This is a genomic window from Streptomyces sp. SM10, from assembly GCF_002910915.1.
Lineage (GTDB): Bacteria > Actinomycetota > Actinomycetes > Streptomycetales > Streptomycetaceae > Streptomyces.
The window spans coordinates 238,496-253,770 of record NZ_NEUF01000160.1 but is presented as its reverse complement, the minus strand read 5'-3'; the positions used below and the strand labels follow the sequence as shown (position 1 = coordinate 253,770).

General features: G+C 71.5%; 13 protein-coding genes. 7 read left to right on the top strand and 6 right to left on the bottom strand.

Features of this window, described 5'->3' with window-relative positions:
* Both B9S57_RS26745 and B9S57_RS26740 read right to left on the bottom strand, forming a co-directional pair.
* Positions 1 to 1,995: nitrate- and nitrite sensing domain-containing protein (locus tag B9S57_RS26745; RefSeq protein ID WP_103759768.1), on the bottom strand; the 1,995-nt coding region annotated here is incomplete at its 3' end.
* Between the two features lie 887 nt (positions 1,996 to 2,882).
* The gene (locus tag B9S57_RS26740; RefSeq protein ID WP_103759767.1) at positions 2,883 to 3,659 is read right to left on the bottom strand and encodes a VOC family protein; all 777 of its coding nucleotides are present in this window, start codon (positions 3,657 to 3,659) and stop codon (positions 2,883 to 2,885) included.
* 239 nt (positions 3,660 to 3,898) lie between these two features.
* On the opposite strand from B9S57_RS26740, the gene B9S57_RS26735 reads away from it, so the two are divergent.
* Complete coding sequence (locus B9S57_RS26735) at positions 3,899 to 4,726, top strand: sulfurtransferase (protein ID WP_103759766.1); 828 nt, start codon at positions 3,899 to 3,901, stop codon at positions 4,724 to 4,726.
* A gap of 82 nt (positions 4,727 to 4,808) precedes the next feature.
* Here B9S57_RS26735 and sepH read toward each other — a convergent pair whose 3' ends face one another.
* Positions 4,809 to 5,873, bottom strand: coding sequence for a septation protein SepH (sepH, locus tag B9S57_RS26730; protein ID WP_103759765.1), 1,065 nt, complete (start codon positions 5,871 to 5,873; stop codon positions 4,809 to 4,811).
* Positions 5,874 to 6,371: 498 nt separating this feature from the next.
* Between sepH and B9S57_RS26725 the strand changes: the two genes are divergently transcribed.
* The gene (locus B9S57_RS26725) at positions 6,372 to 7,367 is read left to right on the top strand and encodes a hypothetical protein (RefSeq protein WP_103759790.1); all 996 of its coding nucleotides are present in this window, start codon (positions 6,372 to 6,374) and stop codon (positions 7,365 to 7,367) included.
* A 24-nt stretch (positions 7,368 to 7,391) separates the two neighbouring features.
* Here the strand turns inward: B9S57_RS26725 and B9S57_RS26720 are convergent, their stop codons facing one another.
* The gene (locus B9S57_RS26720) at positions 7,392 to 8,711 is read right to left on the bottom strand and encodes a D-arabinono-1,4-lactone oxidase (RefSeq protein WP_103759764.1); all 1,320 of its coding nucleotides are present in this window, start codon (positions 8,709 to 8,711) and stop codon (positions 7,392 to 7,394) included.
* Positions 8,671 to 9,915: an MFS transporter gene (locus tag B9S57_RS26715; protein ID WP_103759763.1), complete on the bottom strand. Its 1,245-nt coding sequence runs from the start codon at positions 9,913 to 9,915 to the stop codon at positions 8,671 to 8,673. Before B9S57_RS26715 ends, B9S57_RS26720 begins: the two co-directional genes overlap by 41 nt.
* Positions 9,916 to 10,038: 123 nt before the next feature.
* Between B9S57_RS26715 and B9S57_RS26710 the strand changes: the two genes are divergently transcribed.
* Positions 10,039 to 11,163, top strand: a complete 1,125-nt coding sequence (locus B9S57_RS26710; RefSeq protein WP_103759762.1) for a ferrochelatase — start codon at positions 10,039 to 10,041, stop codon at positions 11,161 to 11,163.
* 69 nt (positions 11,164 to 11,232) lie between these two features.
* Complete coding sequence (locus tag B9S57_RS26705; RefSeq protein WP_103759761.1) at positions 11,233 to 12,033, top strand: inositol monophosphatase family protein; 801 nt, start codon at positions 11,233 to 11,235, stop codon at positions 12,031 to 12,033.
* Between the two features lie 102 nt (positions 12,034 to 12,135).
* On the opposite strand, the gene B9S57_RS34630 is transcribed toward B9S57_RS26705, so the two are convergent.
* On the bottom strand, positions 12,136 to 12,309 hold the full coding sequence (locus tag B9S57_RS34630; protein ID WP_181011476.1) for a hypothetical protein: 174 nt from the start codon (positions 12,307 to 12,309) through the stop codon (positions 12,136 to 12,138).
* A 366-nt stretch (positions 12,310 to 12,675) separates the two neighbouring features.
* On the opposite strand from B9S57_RS34630, the gene B9S57_RS26700 reads away from it, so the two are divergent.
* The 3 genes from B9S57_RS26700 to B9S57_RS26690 all read left to right on the top strand — a co-directional run bounded on the left by B9S57_RS26700 (position 12,676) and on the right by B9S57_RS26690 (position 15,270).
* Positions 12,676 to 13,329, top strand: a complete 654-nt coding sequence (locus B9S57_RS26700; RefSeq protein ID WP_103759760.1) for a response regulator transcription factor — start codon at positions 12,676 to 12,678, stop codon at positions 13,327 to 13,329.
* Positions 13,330 to 13,336: 7 nt separating this feature from the next.
* Positions 13,337 to 14,569, top strand: a complete 1,233-nt coding sequence (locus B9S57_RS26695; RefSeq protein WP_103759759.1) for a HAMP domain-containing sensor histidine kinase — start codon at positions 13,337 to 13,339, stop codon at positions 14,567 to 14,569.
* Between the two features lie 404 nt (positions 14,570 to 14,973).
* Positions 14,974 to 15,270, top strand: a complete 297-nt coding sequence (locus B9S57_RS26690) for a DUF4193 domain-containing protein (RefSeq protein ID WP_003965732.1) — start codon at positions 14,974 to 14,976, stop codon at positions 15,268 to 15,270.
* Positions 15,271 to 15,275 lie beyond the last annotated feature (5 nt).

Below are 15,275 nucleotides of genomic sequence, written 5' to 3'. Positions count from 1 at the left end.
CACGTCGCCCGACTGCCTGCGGTCCAACTGTCCGGGCGCGGTAACAGGACGGGGTGCCTCGTAGCGGACACCGTCACCCCGCGTCCCCTGCTCCGGCACGGACTCCTGCGGGATCTCGGCCAGCACGTCCGCCGGCAGCGTGACCTCGGCGATGGTTCCGGGACCGGAGGAGTCGCGGAGTTCGACAACGATGCCATGGCGCGCGGAGAGCCGGGCCACCACGTGCAGACCCATGGACCGGACGTCCCCGATACCCGTCTGCGGCTCGCGCAGCGCGGCATTGTGGGCGGCGCGGCGCTCGGCCGGGATGCCCACTCCCTCGTCGACGATCTGTACGACGGCGCGGTCCCACAGCCGCCATACGGCGACCCCGACCTGCACGTCGGGAGGCGAGTACCGCGTCGCGTTGTCGAGGAGTTCGGCCAGGATGTGCGCCACGTCGTGCACGGCGCGGGCGGTGATGCCGATGCCCGCCTCGACGACTCCGAGGGACACGCGGTCGAACCGTTCGATCTGCTGGGCCGCCGCCACGATGACCGTGGAACAGTCGATGTCGCCGGACCGCACCCGGGCGTTGCCGTAACCGCCGAGTACCAGGAGGTTGTTGGTGTTGCGCTCCATGCGGACGGCTAGATGGTCGAGGGCGAAGAGCGCCTGCATGCGCTCGGGGTCGGCCTCGTCGCGCTGCACCGTGTCGAGCTCGGAGACCATGACGCTGGTCAACTGGGCACCTCTGCGCGCCACACGGACCAGGGTCTCGGCGAACTGTTCGTGCACCAGCGCCTGTTGGGCGGCCAGTCGGACGGCCTCGTGATGGACGGCGTTGAACGCCTCGCCGACCTCGCCGATCTCGTCCCCGCCCGTGGTCCCGACCGGGTTGCCCGACCGCTCCGCGACCTGCTGGGGCGTCGAGCCGCTCAGCGCGCCCGGCCGGGACAGCTCGTTCATCACGGCGGGAAGACCGGTGTGGGCGACCTCGTGGGCGGCGTTGCGCAGATCGCGCAGCCGTCGGATCATGACGCGTCCCAGACGGACGGCGACGACCACGGCGCCCACGAGGGTCAGCAGCACCAGGACGACTTCGCCACCGGCGATCCACACGAGCCTGGTGCGCTCCCGGGAGACCGTCTCAAGGACCGACGCGTCGATCTTCTTCTCCACCGAACGCAGGAGCGCCTGGCGGTCCCCGGAAGCCTTCTGCCACGCCTCCGCGGTGACGCCGATGTCCTTCCCGGTGCCCGTGCGCCCGATCGCGTCCTCGAGGCGACGGGCCTCCAGCGCCTTCGGCCCGGAGAGCGTGCGCTCCAGCCAGGACCGCCACTCGCCGGGGCCGAGGTCGAAGAGGGTGCCGGTCGACTTCGTGTAGCCCAGCCGGCCGGCATCGAAGGTCCGCTGCGAGGCGACCGTGAAACCGCCCGCGGCCTGTGCCCTCATGACGGTGACCTGCTGCTGCGCCGTGTACTCGGCGGCCTCGGACAGGGCGGCGGCGGCACGGATGCGGTCCGCGGTGTCGGCCTGTACCCCGTCGGCCCCTGCGATGCCGTCGCGGTAGCCGTTGAGATCGGCGATGACGATCCGGTAGCGGAAGGCGAGCGCGGAGATGGTGCTGCTGCCCGAACGGACCTGGGCGCGCAGGGCGGGCAGGTCGACCATGAAGCGATCGATCCGGGCCAGCGCGGTCCGTGCGCCGCCCGGTAACCCGGACAGCCGGCCGGTCCTGCTGTGGAACGTGGTGATGCTCTTGTCGGTCGCGCGGGAGCTTGTCTGGAAGGCGTCCGGAGATCCCTGGCCGGAGACCAGTGCGGTGGCGGCGGCTCTCTCGCGTTGTAACTGGTGGGTCACCTCGCCCGCGACGGAGGCGACATCGGCCATCTCCGTCAACCGGCCGGCCTGGAGCGCCTGATCGGTCGCGGGTGCGAGGGCCAGAATCGAGAAGGTGACCGCCACGGTGAGCGGTGCGGTGACGAGGAGGACCAGACGGCGGTTGATTTTCACTACGCGGCTCCGTCGCCGGAACCGGTGCTGAGTATCGGTGACACGCAGATACCTGTTAACGGGGTGTGGGGGTGAGAGCAGGCTGGCCGGCACATCGTGTGCCTGGTGCGGATGAGACAAGTGGGGTGGGTGGGGTCCCAGTGACGCGGCCTGATCCTATGCCGTAGATCCGTCGCCCATGTGTACATCGTCGAAAATTTGCGATCACTCAGGTGGGCGGAAGGGTTCCAACTCGGTCAGAATTCTTCGGGGGAGTGAACCGTGTGAGACAAGCGGAATCCGAGCACTCCTCGATCGTCATTCTCTGACCAGCTGTCATATGCGCGAACGGGAGTGGCAGGAGTGCATTCGGAAGGCTCGGATCTGGCGACATGAACGGTGTTGACCATGGGTCAGTCGTGAGATCGATGGTGCGGAGCAATCGAATCCGATGGGCGATGGCGACCGTTCCCGACGGGCTCCCGCCGCTCGGTGCGCGTCGCGCCCCGACGGTCGTGCGCGGTTTCGGTGCGAATCGTGAGCGATGCAGAGCGATGCCTGAACTGACCCTGTTCGGCGGGTATACGGCCGGGCGCGCCGCGGGACGGTGCGTGGTTGAGGCCCGGTCGCTCAGCCCTCCGGGGCTGCAGGCGGGCCCGGCCGCCGTCGCCCGTACGACGACACCGCGCGTCCCGGCTCCCTTGTCCGGCCGGCAGCACGAACGTCGGACGGCGCGGTTTCGAGGGGGTGAGGCATTCGACGGGGAGATGTCGTCCTCGCCGTTCATCACCCCAGGGCGGCGGGACATCTCGGCGGGGCATTCTCGACGGTGCGCGCCTGGCGACTGCTTTCCCGCGGGGCTGTCGGTCGAGGCGCGGGCGCCTTCGACCGCCCCGCGCAGGCAAGGGTCAGCTGCCCGGTGGCCGGACGATCGTGAACACCGCGCCCTCCGGGTCCGACACCGTGGCCAGCCTGCCGCTGGAGGCCTCCCGGGGCGCCTGCAGCACATGGCCGCCGAGCTCCACCACGCGTGCCGCCGCCTCGTCGGTGTCGGAGACCTGGAAGTACGTCATCCAGTGGGGGCCGCGGTCGCGCGGCAGGGCGTGGCCCACGCCGTGCACGGCGGCCACGGGCCGGCCCTGGAGGTGCAGTGTCTGGTAGTCGAAGTCCGCCGAGACGACCGCCTCGGTCTCGAATCCGAAGACGGCCTGGTAGAACTTGGCGACCGACGCGGTCTCCCGGGTCACCAGCTCGTTCCACACCGGGGTGCCGGGAGTGCCGGCGAGAGCGGTGCCGAGGTGCTCGGCGGCCTGCCAGACGCCGAAGACGGCTCCGCTCGGATCGGACGCGAGCAGGAGGCGGCCGGCGTCCCCGGCCTCGATGGGGCCGACGGCCACCGTCCCGCCGCAGGAGCGGATCGCCTCCGCCGTGGCGTCCGCGTCCTCGGTGGCGAGATAGGTCGTCCAGGCGATCGGGAGGTGCCGGTCGGGAGGCAGTTGTCCGATGCCGGCCACCTCCTTGCCGGACAGAAGGGCCCGGACGTACGGCCCGAGCTGTTCGGGTCCGGGCCGGAACTCCCAGCCGAACAGGCGACTGTAGAAATCCTGGGTCGCGGTCAGGCCGTGCACGATCAGACTCACCCAGCACGGCGCTCCGGGCGTGCGCCGGGCGGCAGCCTCGGTCATCTTCTTCTCTCTCCTCGTACCATCGTGGTCGCCGTACGGGGGGACGGGGCCTGCACGGCGTCCAGCGGTACGGATACGGGTGCGTACGCTCCGTGCAGATGCTCGCACCACTGAGGCCCCCAGGCACCCCGGCCGCGCCGCGTTTCCCGGCTTACACCCACACCGAAGACCGTTTTGATCCGGTACATCCTTTTCCGTGCGGCGTCGCGGGGGTCGGCACCTGCGCGAAGATGGCACCCATGAAGCCCATCATCACCGCATCCGAATACGTGAGCGAGTCGGCTGGGGTGCGCCCGCCGGTGCTCCTGGACATCCGCTGGCAGCTCGGCGGACCGAACGGCCGCGCCGACTACGAAGCCGGGCACCTGCCGGGAGCCGTGTTCGTCGATCTCGACTCCGAACTCGCGGGCCCGGCCGGAGCGGGCGGCCGTCATCCCCTGCCGGACCCGGAGGCCTTCGGGGCGGTCATGCGGCGCGCGGGGGTCGGCCGCGAGACCCCGGTGGTGGTCTACGACGGAGGCCAGGGGTGGGCGGCTGCCCGTGCCTGGTGGCTGCTGCGCTGGACCGGGCACACCGATGTCCGTGTGCTGGACGGCGGCCTCGTCGCATGGACGGGAGAGCTCACCACCGACATCCCGGTACCGGCCGAGGGCGATTTCCGGCCCGAACCCGGCGCGCTCGGTCTCCTCGACGCGGACGCGGCCGCCGAACTGGCCCGCTCCGGTCTGCTGCTCGACGCGCGGGCCGCGGAGCGCTACCGGGGGGACGTCGAGCCGATCGACCGTGTCGGAGGCCACATCCCCGGTGCGGTGTCCGCCCCCACCACGCAGAACGTCGGCCAGGACGGGCGCTTCCTGCCCGCCGCCACGCTCGCCTCCCGGTTCGCGGCCCTGGGCGCCGACGGGGGGCCGGAGGTCGGTGTCTACTGCGGCTCCGGCGTCTCGGGCGCCCACGAGGTGCTGGCGCTCGAACTCGCCGGGCACCGGGCCGCCCTGTACGCGGGGTCCTGGTCGGAGTGGACCTCCGACGAGTCCCGTCCCGTCGCCACGGGGCCCGACCCCGTCTGACGCGGCCGGTCCCCGGGCGGAGCGAGGGCCCGTACGCACCTGCGTACGGGCCCTCCTCGCGCCACGGATGTCCGGGCCGGCCTCAGTCCTGCTTCTTCCGGCGCGTGCCGAAGACGATCTCGTCCCAGCTGGGCACGGCCGCACGGCGTCCCGGGCGGACCCCGTCGGCCTCGGCCTGGCGGTCCGTCGTCCCGGTCAGCCGGTCGCGGTGGCCCGCCACCGCGCGGGGCATCAGGACATCGGCGTAGGCGGAACCCGCACCGGCGGACGCCGCCGCGGCCGGAGGCTCGTCGGCCTCGGGCTCCTCCAGGGACGCGGGCTCGAGCGCGGGTGCTTCGGGCTGGGAGGGAAGCTCCGGGACGATCATGTCGCCCCGGAAGCTCGGAACCGCCTCCAGGAGGCTGGTCAGCGAATCACGCTCGCCCGCGGACACACCGCTGACGCGCTCCTCCGGCTCCGGGGCCGAGGGTGCGGGGCGCTCGATCTGCCGGTCCAGCGCACGGTCCAGCGGCCGGTCGCGCGGCAGCCGTGCGATCCGGGGCACGAACGGGAAGCTCGGCTCCGGAGCCGCGACGTCGTCGGTCTCCCCGATGAGCGAGCGCGCCTCTTCGTCCACGGCCTGCACGAGCCGGCGCGGGGGGTCGTACGTCCAGCTCGCGGAGTGCGGCTCACCCGCGACGCGGTAGACGAGGAGGACCTCCCAGGTGCCGTCGTCCCGGCGCCAGGAGTCCCACTGGACGGTCTCCCTGTCGGCGCCGCGCAGCAGCAGCCGCTCCTGCACCGCCTCGCCGAGCTGCGGTCCGGTGTTCTCGCCGGGGCGTCGCACCGGAGTCTTGCGGGCGCGCTCGGCCATGAACGCGCGCTCCGCGAGCACGGGGCCCTCGAAGCGGCGCACCCGGTCCACCGGGATGCCGGCGAACTGCGCGACCTCCTCCGCGGAGGCACCGGCGCGTATGCGCGCCTGGATGTCGCGCGGGCGGAGATGGCTCTCCACCTCGATCTCGATCTGGCCGAGCCGGGCGCGGTCATTGCGCACGGCGGCACGCAGCCGCTCATCGATCGGAAGCGTGTACTCCGTGCTGTCCGCAGCCTTGAGCACCAGTCGTGTGCCGTCGTTTGAGACGGCCACGACACGCAGTTCGGGCATGGGAACCTCCCGGGTGGTGCCTGCCGACGTCACGTGCGTCGCTGCTTCCGCTAGTCGAGTGTGACCTGCCCGGGTTCAGCCTGCCACAACCTTGCCAAGTTACCCGGCGTGTCGGGCCTCGGCCCTGGAACGCCACGATGGCACGGTCACCTGTTCACGACGCGGAGCGACCGGATGGTCGCTCCATGGTGGAGGCGCCCGTGCGATGCCGCGGCGCCGCCGGTTCGGGTGCCGGCTTTCGGCCCCCTCCCGTAGGTCCCGGATACCCGTGTGGGAGTCCGGCCCCAGGGCTCGCCACAGTACTCCATTCGGGCCACGTGGGTGGACCGGCGCGCCGCCGAAGTTCTCGCCGGGCACGGGAGTTGGACTACCCCGTGATGTGCGACATGCCCCCGATGCGTGTGCTGCTTCACAAAATCTCCAGAAATGGAACTATCTCATTCGCTCAAATGTCCCTTCCTGGTGCAAGGTGGGGTGGCTGTCGAGCAGGGGCTGATCATGGTTCAGAAGCCGCAGAGTGATGCGGAACGCAAGGAAAGGCGCATAGATCTGAGCCTGCCGCAGGTCGCCGGTAGCGCCGTCGCGGCGATCGCTGCGGCGGTGATGGCCTCGCAGCTCGGTGTGTACGGAACGATCGCCGGCGCGGGCGTGATGAGCGTGGTGGCCACCTGTGGGGGATCGGTCTTCCAGCACTTCTTCCGGCGCACCGGGGAGCAGATCCGGGAAGTCACCGTCCAGGTGAAGCATCCGGCAGGCCGTCAGGTGACCGTGCGGACCAGGGAGACCTGGCCCGGGCCGCCGCACCCGGAGGACGACGCGACGACGGTGCTGCGCACGGCGGATACCGGCGCGGAGCGCACCACGCTGCTCCGGCAGGTCCGGCCCGGCGAGGGGGAGCGCACCACGCTGCTCCGGCAGGTCCGGCCCGGCGAGGGGGAGCCAGGAGGCCCGGTCGCCGGCGGTTCTCCCACGGACGACTCCTATTCCGACGCACGTACGCACGGCACCCGTGTCCGGGGCTGGAAGCGGTCGGTCCTCGCGGCCACCGGGGTCTTCGTCCTGTCCATGGCCGGAATCACCGTGTACGAAACGGTCTCCGGCCACGACCTGGGCGGGAACGGGGGGACGACGATCGGCTCCGTCGTGAGCGGCGAGCGCCACGGAGGGACGACCTCGCCGTCACCCTCGGGCGGCACCGGCCGGGAGGGCGGCGGGGAGGACCAGGAGAACGACGGGGGGAGCCCGACGGCTCCCGGGGCCGGCCCGGACGACGGCCGGAGCGCGGTGCCCGACCCCTCCGGGGGAGACGGCGGCGGCGCGGCCACCGGTCCCACCCCCACGCCTTCGGCGTCGGGAAGCACCACCACCCCGGAGCCCACCGCCCCGACGACGCCGGACGCCACCGTGCCGGCCGCACAGGACCCCACCGGGGCGGACGAGGCGGCCCCGGACCAGCAGGACGGACCCGCCGCCGGGACGGACACCGGCCGGTGACCGGTGCCGCGGCGTCCGAGGGGCTCAGTCCCCGAGTACGCGGCGCAGGTAGTCGTTGGCGAACAGGCGGTCCGGATCGAGCCGGTCGCGCACGGCGGTGAACTCGCCGAACCGGGGGTAGGCCCCGGCGAGGTAGCCGGAGTCCCGGGTGTGGATCTTGCCCCAGTGCGGGCGGCCGTCGTATCCGGTCATGATCCGCTCGACGGCCGTGAAGTACGCCTGGTGCGGCGTGCCCCGGTACAGATGCACCGCGATGTACGCGCTCTCCCGGCCCGAGGCCGTGGAGAGCGCGATGTCGTCCGCCGGTGCCGTGCGGACCTCCACGGGGAAGCTGATCCGCAGCGGCGAGCGCTCCACCATGGCCTTGAGCTCACGCAGGGCATCGACGGCCGCCTCGCGCGGCACCGCGTACTCCATCTCCACGAAGCGCACCCGCCGGGGGCTGGTGAACACCTTGTACGGGATGTCGGTGTAGGTGCGGGCCGACAGGGCGCGGCTGGAGATCCTCGCGATCGAGGGGATCGCGCCCGGGACCGCTCGGCCGACCGAACAGGCGACCTGGAAGAGGCCGTTGGAGAGGAGCTCGTCCTCGATCCAGCCGCTGACCCGCCCGGGCGGAGCCGCGGGACCGGCGCTGCGGTTGTTGCGCTTGGTGTTGCAGTTGCCGGTGTGCGGGAACCAGTAGAACTCGAAGTGCTCGTTCTCGGCGACGAGCCGGTCGAAGTCGGCCGTGACCCGGTCGAAGGTCATCGGCTCCTCACGGGCGGTGAGGAGGAAGACCGGTTCCACCGCGAACGTGACGGCGGTGACCACGCCGAGCGCGCCGAGCCCGATCCGGGCCGCCGCGAAGACGTCCGGGTGCTCGTCGGCCGAGCAGCGCAGCACGGTGCCGTCGGCCGCGACCAGCTCCAGCGCGAGGATCTGCGCGGCGACCGACGCCGAGTCGCGGCCGGTGCCGTGGGTGCCCGTGGAGATGGCCCCGGCGACCGTCTGCTCCATGATGTCGCCCATGTTCGTGAGGGAGAGCCCCTCACGGGCGAGCGCCGCGTTCAGGCGCTTCAGCGGGGTGCCGGCCTCGACCGTCACGGTCATCGCCGTACGGTCGACGTCGCGGATGCCGGTGAGCAGGTCCGGGCGTATGAGTACCCCGTCCGTGGCGGCGGTCGCGGTGAACGAATGGCCGGTGCCGACGGGCTTGACCTTCAGGCCGTCCTCGGACGCCCGGCGGAGCACCCCGGCGAGCTCGTCGACCGAGGCGGGGGACGCCACACGGGCCGGCCGGGCGGTGACATTGCCCGCCCAGTTACGCCATGTGCCCGTCGTCCGTGCGTAGGTGTCGGTCATCTTCCCCGCGCCCTCCCGTAGGTACCGGCTCGGTGAGCCGGCGATACCCCAGGAACGCCACCGCGGCCGCGATCGCTCCCGCCACGGCGGGCACCGCGTACCCCGCCCGCGCCCCGGAGGCGTCGACGACCCAGCCCGCGGCCGAGGAACCGAGCGCCACCCCGACCGCGAGTCCGGTGCTGGTCCAGGTCATGCCCTCGGTCAGCCGGGTGCGAGGTACGTGCTGTTCGACGAGAGCCATCGTGGTGACCATCGTCGGTGCGATGGCGAGGCCCGCGACAAAGAGCGCCACGGCCAGGAACGGCAGGCTCCCGGCCAGTTGGAGGGGGATCATACTCACGGCCATCGCACACACTCCCACCAGCCATCTGCCGGACGGCTTCCCCCTCAGGTGCAGCAGGCCGAAGACCGCCCCGGCGAGGCACGAGCCGAGGGCGTAGACGGCGAGCACGAGGCTGGCCGCGGCCTTGTGGCCGCTCTCCTCGGCGAAGGCCACCGTCACCACGTCCACCGCCCCGAAGATCGCCCCGGTGGCGACGAAGGTGACCACCAGCACCTGGAGACCGGTCGAACGCAGGGCCGACCCGCCCGTGTGGTGCTCCTCGGGGTGGGGCACGGGCTCGGTCGCCCGCTGGGCCGTCAGCCAGAAGACGCCGGCCACCAGGAACGCGCCGGCGAGCAGCGGCCCGGCCTCGGGGAACCAGGCGGTGGACAGCCCGATGGAGACGATGGGGCCGAAGATGAAGCACACCTCGTCGACGATCGACTCCCAGGCGTACGCGGTGTGCAGCTGACGCCCCGTGCCCCGGTAGATCTCGGCCCAGCGGGCGCGGACCATCGACCCCACGCTCGGGACGCAGCCGGCGCCCGCGGCGAAGACGAACAGGGTCCAGTCGGGCAGCCGCTGCTGGGCGCAGACCAGCAGCCCGGCGACCGACGCGGCGGCGAACAGCGTGACGGGCCGCAGCACCCTGCGCTGCCCGTGGCGGTCCACCAGCCGCGACACCTGCGGTCCCATGACGGCGGCCGCCATGGCGAGTGTCGCGGAGAGCGCCCCGGCCAGCCCGTAGCGGCCGGTGAGCTGGGAGATCATCGTCACCACGCCGATCCCCATCATCGACAGCGGCATCCGGCCGAAGAATCCGGCCGCCGAGAACTCCCGGGTTCCCGGGGCGGCGAAGATGGCACGGTAGGGGCTGGGCAAGGGGTGCTCCGGGGAAGCCTGTCAGGAGTGCGGGGGCCGACACAGCTTACCGGCGGCCGCGTGACCCGGGACCCGCCGACGGCGGTTGCCGCGACGGCGGCGGCGGGTGGCAGGATCGGGTGCATGTCCGATCTGTGTGATCCCGCTCCCTACGACGCCCTGCTGCTGCTCTCCTTCGGCGGTCCCGAAGGCCCTGACGACGTGGTCCCGTTCCTCGCGAACGTGACACGCGGCCGGGGCATCCCCGAGGAACGGCTCAAGGAGGTCGGCAAGCACTACTTCCTCTTCGGGGGCGTGAGCCCGATCAACGCGCAGAACAGGGCGCTGCTGGACGCGTTGCGCGTGGACTTCGCGGACCACGGGCTCGAACTGCCGGTGTACTGGGGCAACCGCAACTGGGCCCCCTACCTCACCGACACGCTCCGCGAGATGGTCACGGACGGACACCGCCGGATCGCCGTGCTCGCCACCAGCGCCTACGCCTCCTACTCGGGCTGCCGCCAGTACCGCGAGAACCTGGCGGAGTCGCTGTCCGCGCTGGAGGCCGAAGGGCTCCCGGTGCCCCGCGTCGACAAGCTGCGGCACTACTTCAACCACCCCGGCTTCGTGCGGCCCATGGTGGACGGGGTGCTGGCCTCGCTGGCCGGCCTCCCCGAGGACGTCAGGGCCGGGGCGCACCTCGCCTTCACCACGCACTCCATCCCCACCGCTGCGGCCGACGCCTCCGGGCCGGTGACGACCCACGGCGAGGGCGGCGCGTACGTCGCCGAGCACCTGGACGTCGCCCGGCTGATCACCGAGGCCGTGCGTGAGGAGACCGGCGTCGAGCACCCGTGGCGGCTCGTCTACCAGTCGCGCAGCGGCGCCCCGCACATCCCGTGGCTCGAGCCCGACATCTGCGACCACCTGGAGGCGCTCCACGGCGACGGCGTCCCGGCCGTCGTCATGGCCCCCATCGGCTTCGTCTCGGACCACATGGAGGTGTTGTACGACCTCGACACGGAAGCCACCGCGAAGGCCGCCGAGCTGGGCCTGCCGGTCCGCAGGTCCTCGACGGTGGGCGCGGACCCCCGGTTCGCCGCCGCGGTGCGCGACCTGGTCCTGGAGCGCGCCGCCGCAGAGCGGGGCAGCCCCGTCACGCCGTGCGCGCTCGGCGCACTCGGCCCCTCCCACGACCTGTGTCCGGTCGGCTGCTGCCCCGCCAGGGCCCTCAAGCCGGCGGCCGCGGGGGCCGACAGCCCGTTCTGACCGCCCGGTTCCCCGCCGCGCGGGCACCACACGCCCGTACCGGCCCCGCGACACCACCTCTGGAGCGTTGTGACCGACCCCCTGCTCTCCGAACTGCTCGACCTCGCCCTGGAGGCGGCCCGCAGGGCCGGCGCGCTGCTGCGCGACGGCCGTCCCGCCGACCTCGGGGTGGCCGCGACGAAGTCCAGCCCGATCGACGTCGTCACCGAGATGGACATCCGGGCGGAGAAGCTGATCACCGGCTACCTCTCCGAGCACCGCCCCGCCGACGGCTTCCTCGGGGAGGAGGGCGCGAGCGCCGAGGGCACCAGTGGCATCCGGTGGGTCATCGACCCGCTCGACGGCACGGTGAACTACCTCTACGGTCTCCCGACCTGGTCCGTCTCCATCGCCGCCGAGCGTGACGGGGAGCGGGTGGCCGGTGTGGTCGAGGCCCCGATGCGCCGCGAGACCTTCCACGCGGTGCTCGGCCGCGGCGCGTACCTGAACGGTGACGCACTGCGCTGCCGCCCCCCGGCCCCCCTCGACCAGGCCCTGGTGGCGACCGGCTTCAACTACGTCACCGAGGTCCGCACCCACCAGGCGGACGTGGCCCGGCAGCTGATCCCGAGGCTGCGGGACATCCGGCGCGGGGGATCGGCCGCCATCGAGCTCTGCGACGTCGCGGCCGGCCGGCTGGACGGCTACTACGAGCGCGGGCTCCACCCGTGGGACGTCGCGGCGGGCGATCTCGTCGCGAGGGAGGCGGGCGCCCTCACCGGTGGCAGGCCCGGACTCCCCGCTGACGGGGACCTCACGGTCGCGGCGACCCCGGGCGTCTTCGGACCGTTGCAGGCCCTCCTCGAGGAACTGGGCGCCTGGCACGACTGACGTATGCCGTCCCCCGAGCCCGCCACGGCGCCCAGGGACGCGCACCGCACACGAGAGGGCCCCGGAGAGCCGTGACGGCTCCCGGGGCCCTCCCGTGGCGGCTCAGACGGTCGTGGTGCCGACTTCCACGCCGTGCTCGGCGGCGAGGCGGTGCAGGTCGTCGAGCTCTCCCTGCTCGACGTCCGCGAGGAAGTCGTCGCCCGTCTCGCGGGCCCTCGTGAGGTCGGACTCGGTGGTCTTGATTCGTTGCAGCAGACCTGCGGTGAAAGCGTCCATGAAGCGCCCCCTCGTCGTGGGTCGGTGGCACGGGGGTGTGCCCGGTGGTCCTCCGGTCCGCGGACGGCCGGAGTGCGGGTGATCACGCAGTCCCTCTGGAAGCAGGACGGGCTGTGGAACGCCACATGCATGGCGTGATCGCGGGTGTGAGAGCGTCCTCCCCGTCGGCGGCCCGCCAGAAACCTCAACTGGCGCGGGAATCCGATCAATTCCCTGGAGCGGTGATCCGTGCCGCGCCGTCTTACCGCCGGTTTATGCGCGTTACGGGCAGGATGGACGCGCACAGTCGGTGCCGCTGACGTGCGGCGGGCGGCCGGATCGAGGGCCGCTCGCCGTTTTTTCGGAGATCTAGGGAAGGACTGCGCCGTGCGCGTACTCGTCGTCGAGGACGAGCAGCTGCTCGCCGATGCGGTGGCCACCGGACTGCGCCGGGAGGCCATGGCCGTCGACGTCGTCTACGACGGAGGGGCTGCCCTCGAGCGCGTCGGGGTCAACGACTACGACGTCGTCGTGCTGGACCGGGACCTCCCGGTGGTGCACGGGGACGACGTCTGCCGCAAGATCGTCGAGCTCGGCATGCCCACCCGGGTCCTGATGCTCACGGCCTCCGGCGACGTCAGCGACCGCGTCGAGGGCCTGGAGCTCGGCGCGGACGACTACCTGCCCAAGCCCTTCGCCTTCAGCGAGCTGACCGCACGGGTGCGCGCCCTCGGGCGCCGCACCACGGTCGCGCTGCCGCCCGTGCTGGAGCGGGCCGGGATCAAGCTCGACCCCAATCGCCGGGAGGTCTTCCGGGACGACCAGGAGATCCAGCTCGCCCCGAAGGAGTTCGCCGTCCTGGAGGTCCTCATGCGCAGCGAGGGCGCGGTCGTCTCGGCCGAGCAGCTCCTGGAGAAGGCGTGGGACGAGAACACCGATCCGTTCACCAACGTGGTGCGGGTGACGGTCATGACCCTGCGGCGCAAGCTCGGCGAGCCACCCGTCATCGTCACCGTACCGGGCTCCGGATACCGGATCTGAGGACGTGATGGCAGCCTCCCCGGCGCCCATGAAGGCGCCGCCGAAACCGACCTGGGAACCCAAGGCGCAGGAGTCCCCGTACCCCTGGCTGCGCCCGACCATCCGGATACGGCTCACGCTCCTGTACGGCGGGATGTTCCTGATCGCGGGCATCCTGCTGCTCTCGATCATCTACATGCTGGCCGCCCAGGCCCTGAACGTGGGCAGCGACCTGCCGTTCCAGATCGAGAGCGGGCAGGTCACCAGCCATGTCTGCGACCTGCCGACCAAGGCGAGCCCCGACACCTTCAACGCGGCCATGAACGCCTGTGTCAACCGTCAGCGGGAACACGCGCTCGACTCCCTGCTCAACAGGTCGCTGCTCGCCCTCGTCGGCCTCAGCGTCATCGCGTTCGCCTTCGGGTACGCGATGGCGGGCCGTGTCCTGTCCCCGCTCGGCCGGATCACCCGCACCGCCCGCAGGGTGGTCGGCACCGACCTGACCAGGCGGATCGAGCTGGACGGCCCGGACGACGAGCTCAAGGAGCTCGCGGACACCTTCGACGAGATGCTGGACCGGCTGGAGCGGGCCTTCACCGCCCAGCAGCGGTTCGTGGGCAACGCCTCGCACGAGCTGCGCACGCCCCTCGCGATCAACCGCACGCTGCTCGAGGTCCATCTCTCCGACCCTGAGGCCCCGCCCGAGCTCCACCAGCTGGGCAGGACTCTCCTGGCCACCAACGAACGCAGCGAGCAACTGGTCGAAGGGCTGCTGCTGCTCGCCCGCAGCGACAACCAGATCATCGAACGCAAACCCGTGGACATGGCCGAGGTCGCCGACCGGGCGATCGACCAGACCAGGGCCGAGGCCGCCGGGAAGGGCGTGGAGGTCCGCGGCGAGCGTGCCTCCGCGGTCGTCCAGGGCAACGGGGTCCTCCTGGAGCGCATCGCGCTCAACCTCGTGCAGAACGCCGTGCGCTACAACGTGGCGGAGGCGGGCTGGGTGGAGGTCACCACGGAGTTCCAGCACGGGCAGGCGCTCCTGACCGTGTCGAACACCGGGCCCGTCGTGCCGGCGTACGAGATCGACAACCTCTTCGAGCCGTTCAGACGGCTGCGCACCGAGCGCACGGGCAGCGACAAGGGGGTCGGGCTCGGCCTGTCGATCGCCCGATCCGTCGCGCGGGCGCACGGAGGCCGTATCATCGCGGAGCCCCGCGAGGGCGGTGGTCTCGTGATGCGCGTCACCCTGCCGGTCTGAGAGGGTTCGCGGTGTGAAGTCGCATTGAATGACTCTGTTCGCTTTGGGCGGAATTTTATAACCCCATTTCCTTTCTGTCCCTGTGTGATCGATCACAGAAGCGAATTTCGGTCTCTCCACTCTCCGTGATCACATCTCCGCCGGAAAGCCTGGAAACGTCCCGGTTTCCGGGGGGTGTTATCACGGGAAGTACACGGGGTGGCGCCCGTGAACTGCAGCAATCGGACCGTGTACGGTCCCCTTCGCCACCCAAGCTGATCGCTCACGAGAGATCCGGTTGGGTGTCGATTGAGTAACAGACCTTGATGTGAGGCAAAATCTCCGCCTCAGGTCGGGCACAAGTCCGGCCTCTCACGCGTTACGTGCGCTGAGACACCGCAGACACCCAAGAGGGGGAGAGCGACATGGCAACGGATTACGACACCCCACGCAAGACCGACGACGACGTGGACCAGGACAGCCTCGAAGAGCTCAAGGCTCGTCGGAGCGACAAGACGGCATCGGCCGTCGACGTCGACGAGTTCGACGCGGCAGAGGGACTGGAGCTGCCCGGCGCGGACCTGTCCAACGAAGAGCTCGCCGTGCGGGTCCTGCCCAAGCAGGCCGACGAGTTCACCTGCATGAGCTGCTTCCTCGTGCACCACCGCAGCCAGCTGGCGCGCGAGAAGAACGGCCAGCCCATCTGCCGCGACTGCGACTGAGGCCG

Excerpts from the sequence above, each read along its gene's own strand:
- B9S57_RS26740 (WP_103759767.1), bottom strand. The coding sequence starts at position 3,659 with ATGACCGAGGCTGCCGCCCGGCGCACGCCCGGAGCGCCGTGCTGGGTG.
- B9S57_RS26735 (WP_103759766.1), top strand. The coding sequence starts at position 3,899 with ATGAAGCCCATCATCACCGCATCCGAATACGTGAGCGAGTCGGCTGGG.
- sepH (WP_103759765.1), bottom strand. The coding sequence starts at position 5,873 with ATGCCCGAACTGCGTGTCGTGGCCGTCTCAAACGACGGCACACGACTG.
- B9S57_RS26725 (WP_103759790.1), top strand. The coding sequence starts at position 6,372 with ATGGTTCAGAAGCCGCAGAGTGATGCGGAACGCAAGGAAAGGCGCATA.
- B9S57_RS26720 (WP_103759764.1), bottom strand. The coding sequence starts at position 8,711 with ATGACCGACACCTACGCACGGACGACGGGCACATGGCGTAACTGGGCG.
- B9S57_RS26710 (WP_103759762.1), top strand. The coding sequence starts at position 10,039 with ATGTCCGATCTGTGTGATCCCGCTCCCTACGACGCCCTGCTGCTGCTC.
- B9S57_RS34630 (WP_181011476.1), bottom strand. The coding sequence starts at position 12,309 with ATGGACGCTTTCACCGCAGGTCTGCTGCAACGAATCAAGACCACCGAG.
- B9S57_RS26695 (WP_103759759.1), top strand. The coding sequence starts at position 13,337 with ATGGCAGCCTCCCCGGCGCCCATGAAGGCGCCGCCGAAACCGACCTGG.
- B9S57_RS26690 (WP_003965732.1), top strand. The coding sequence starts at position 14,974 with ATGGCAACGGATTACGACACCCCACGCAAGACCGACGACGACGTGGAC.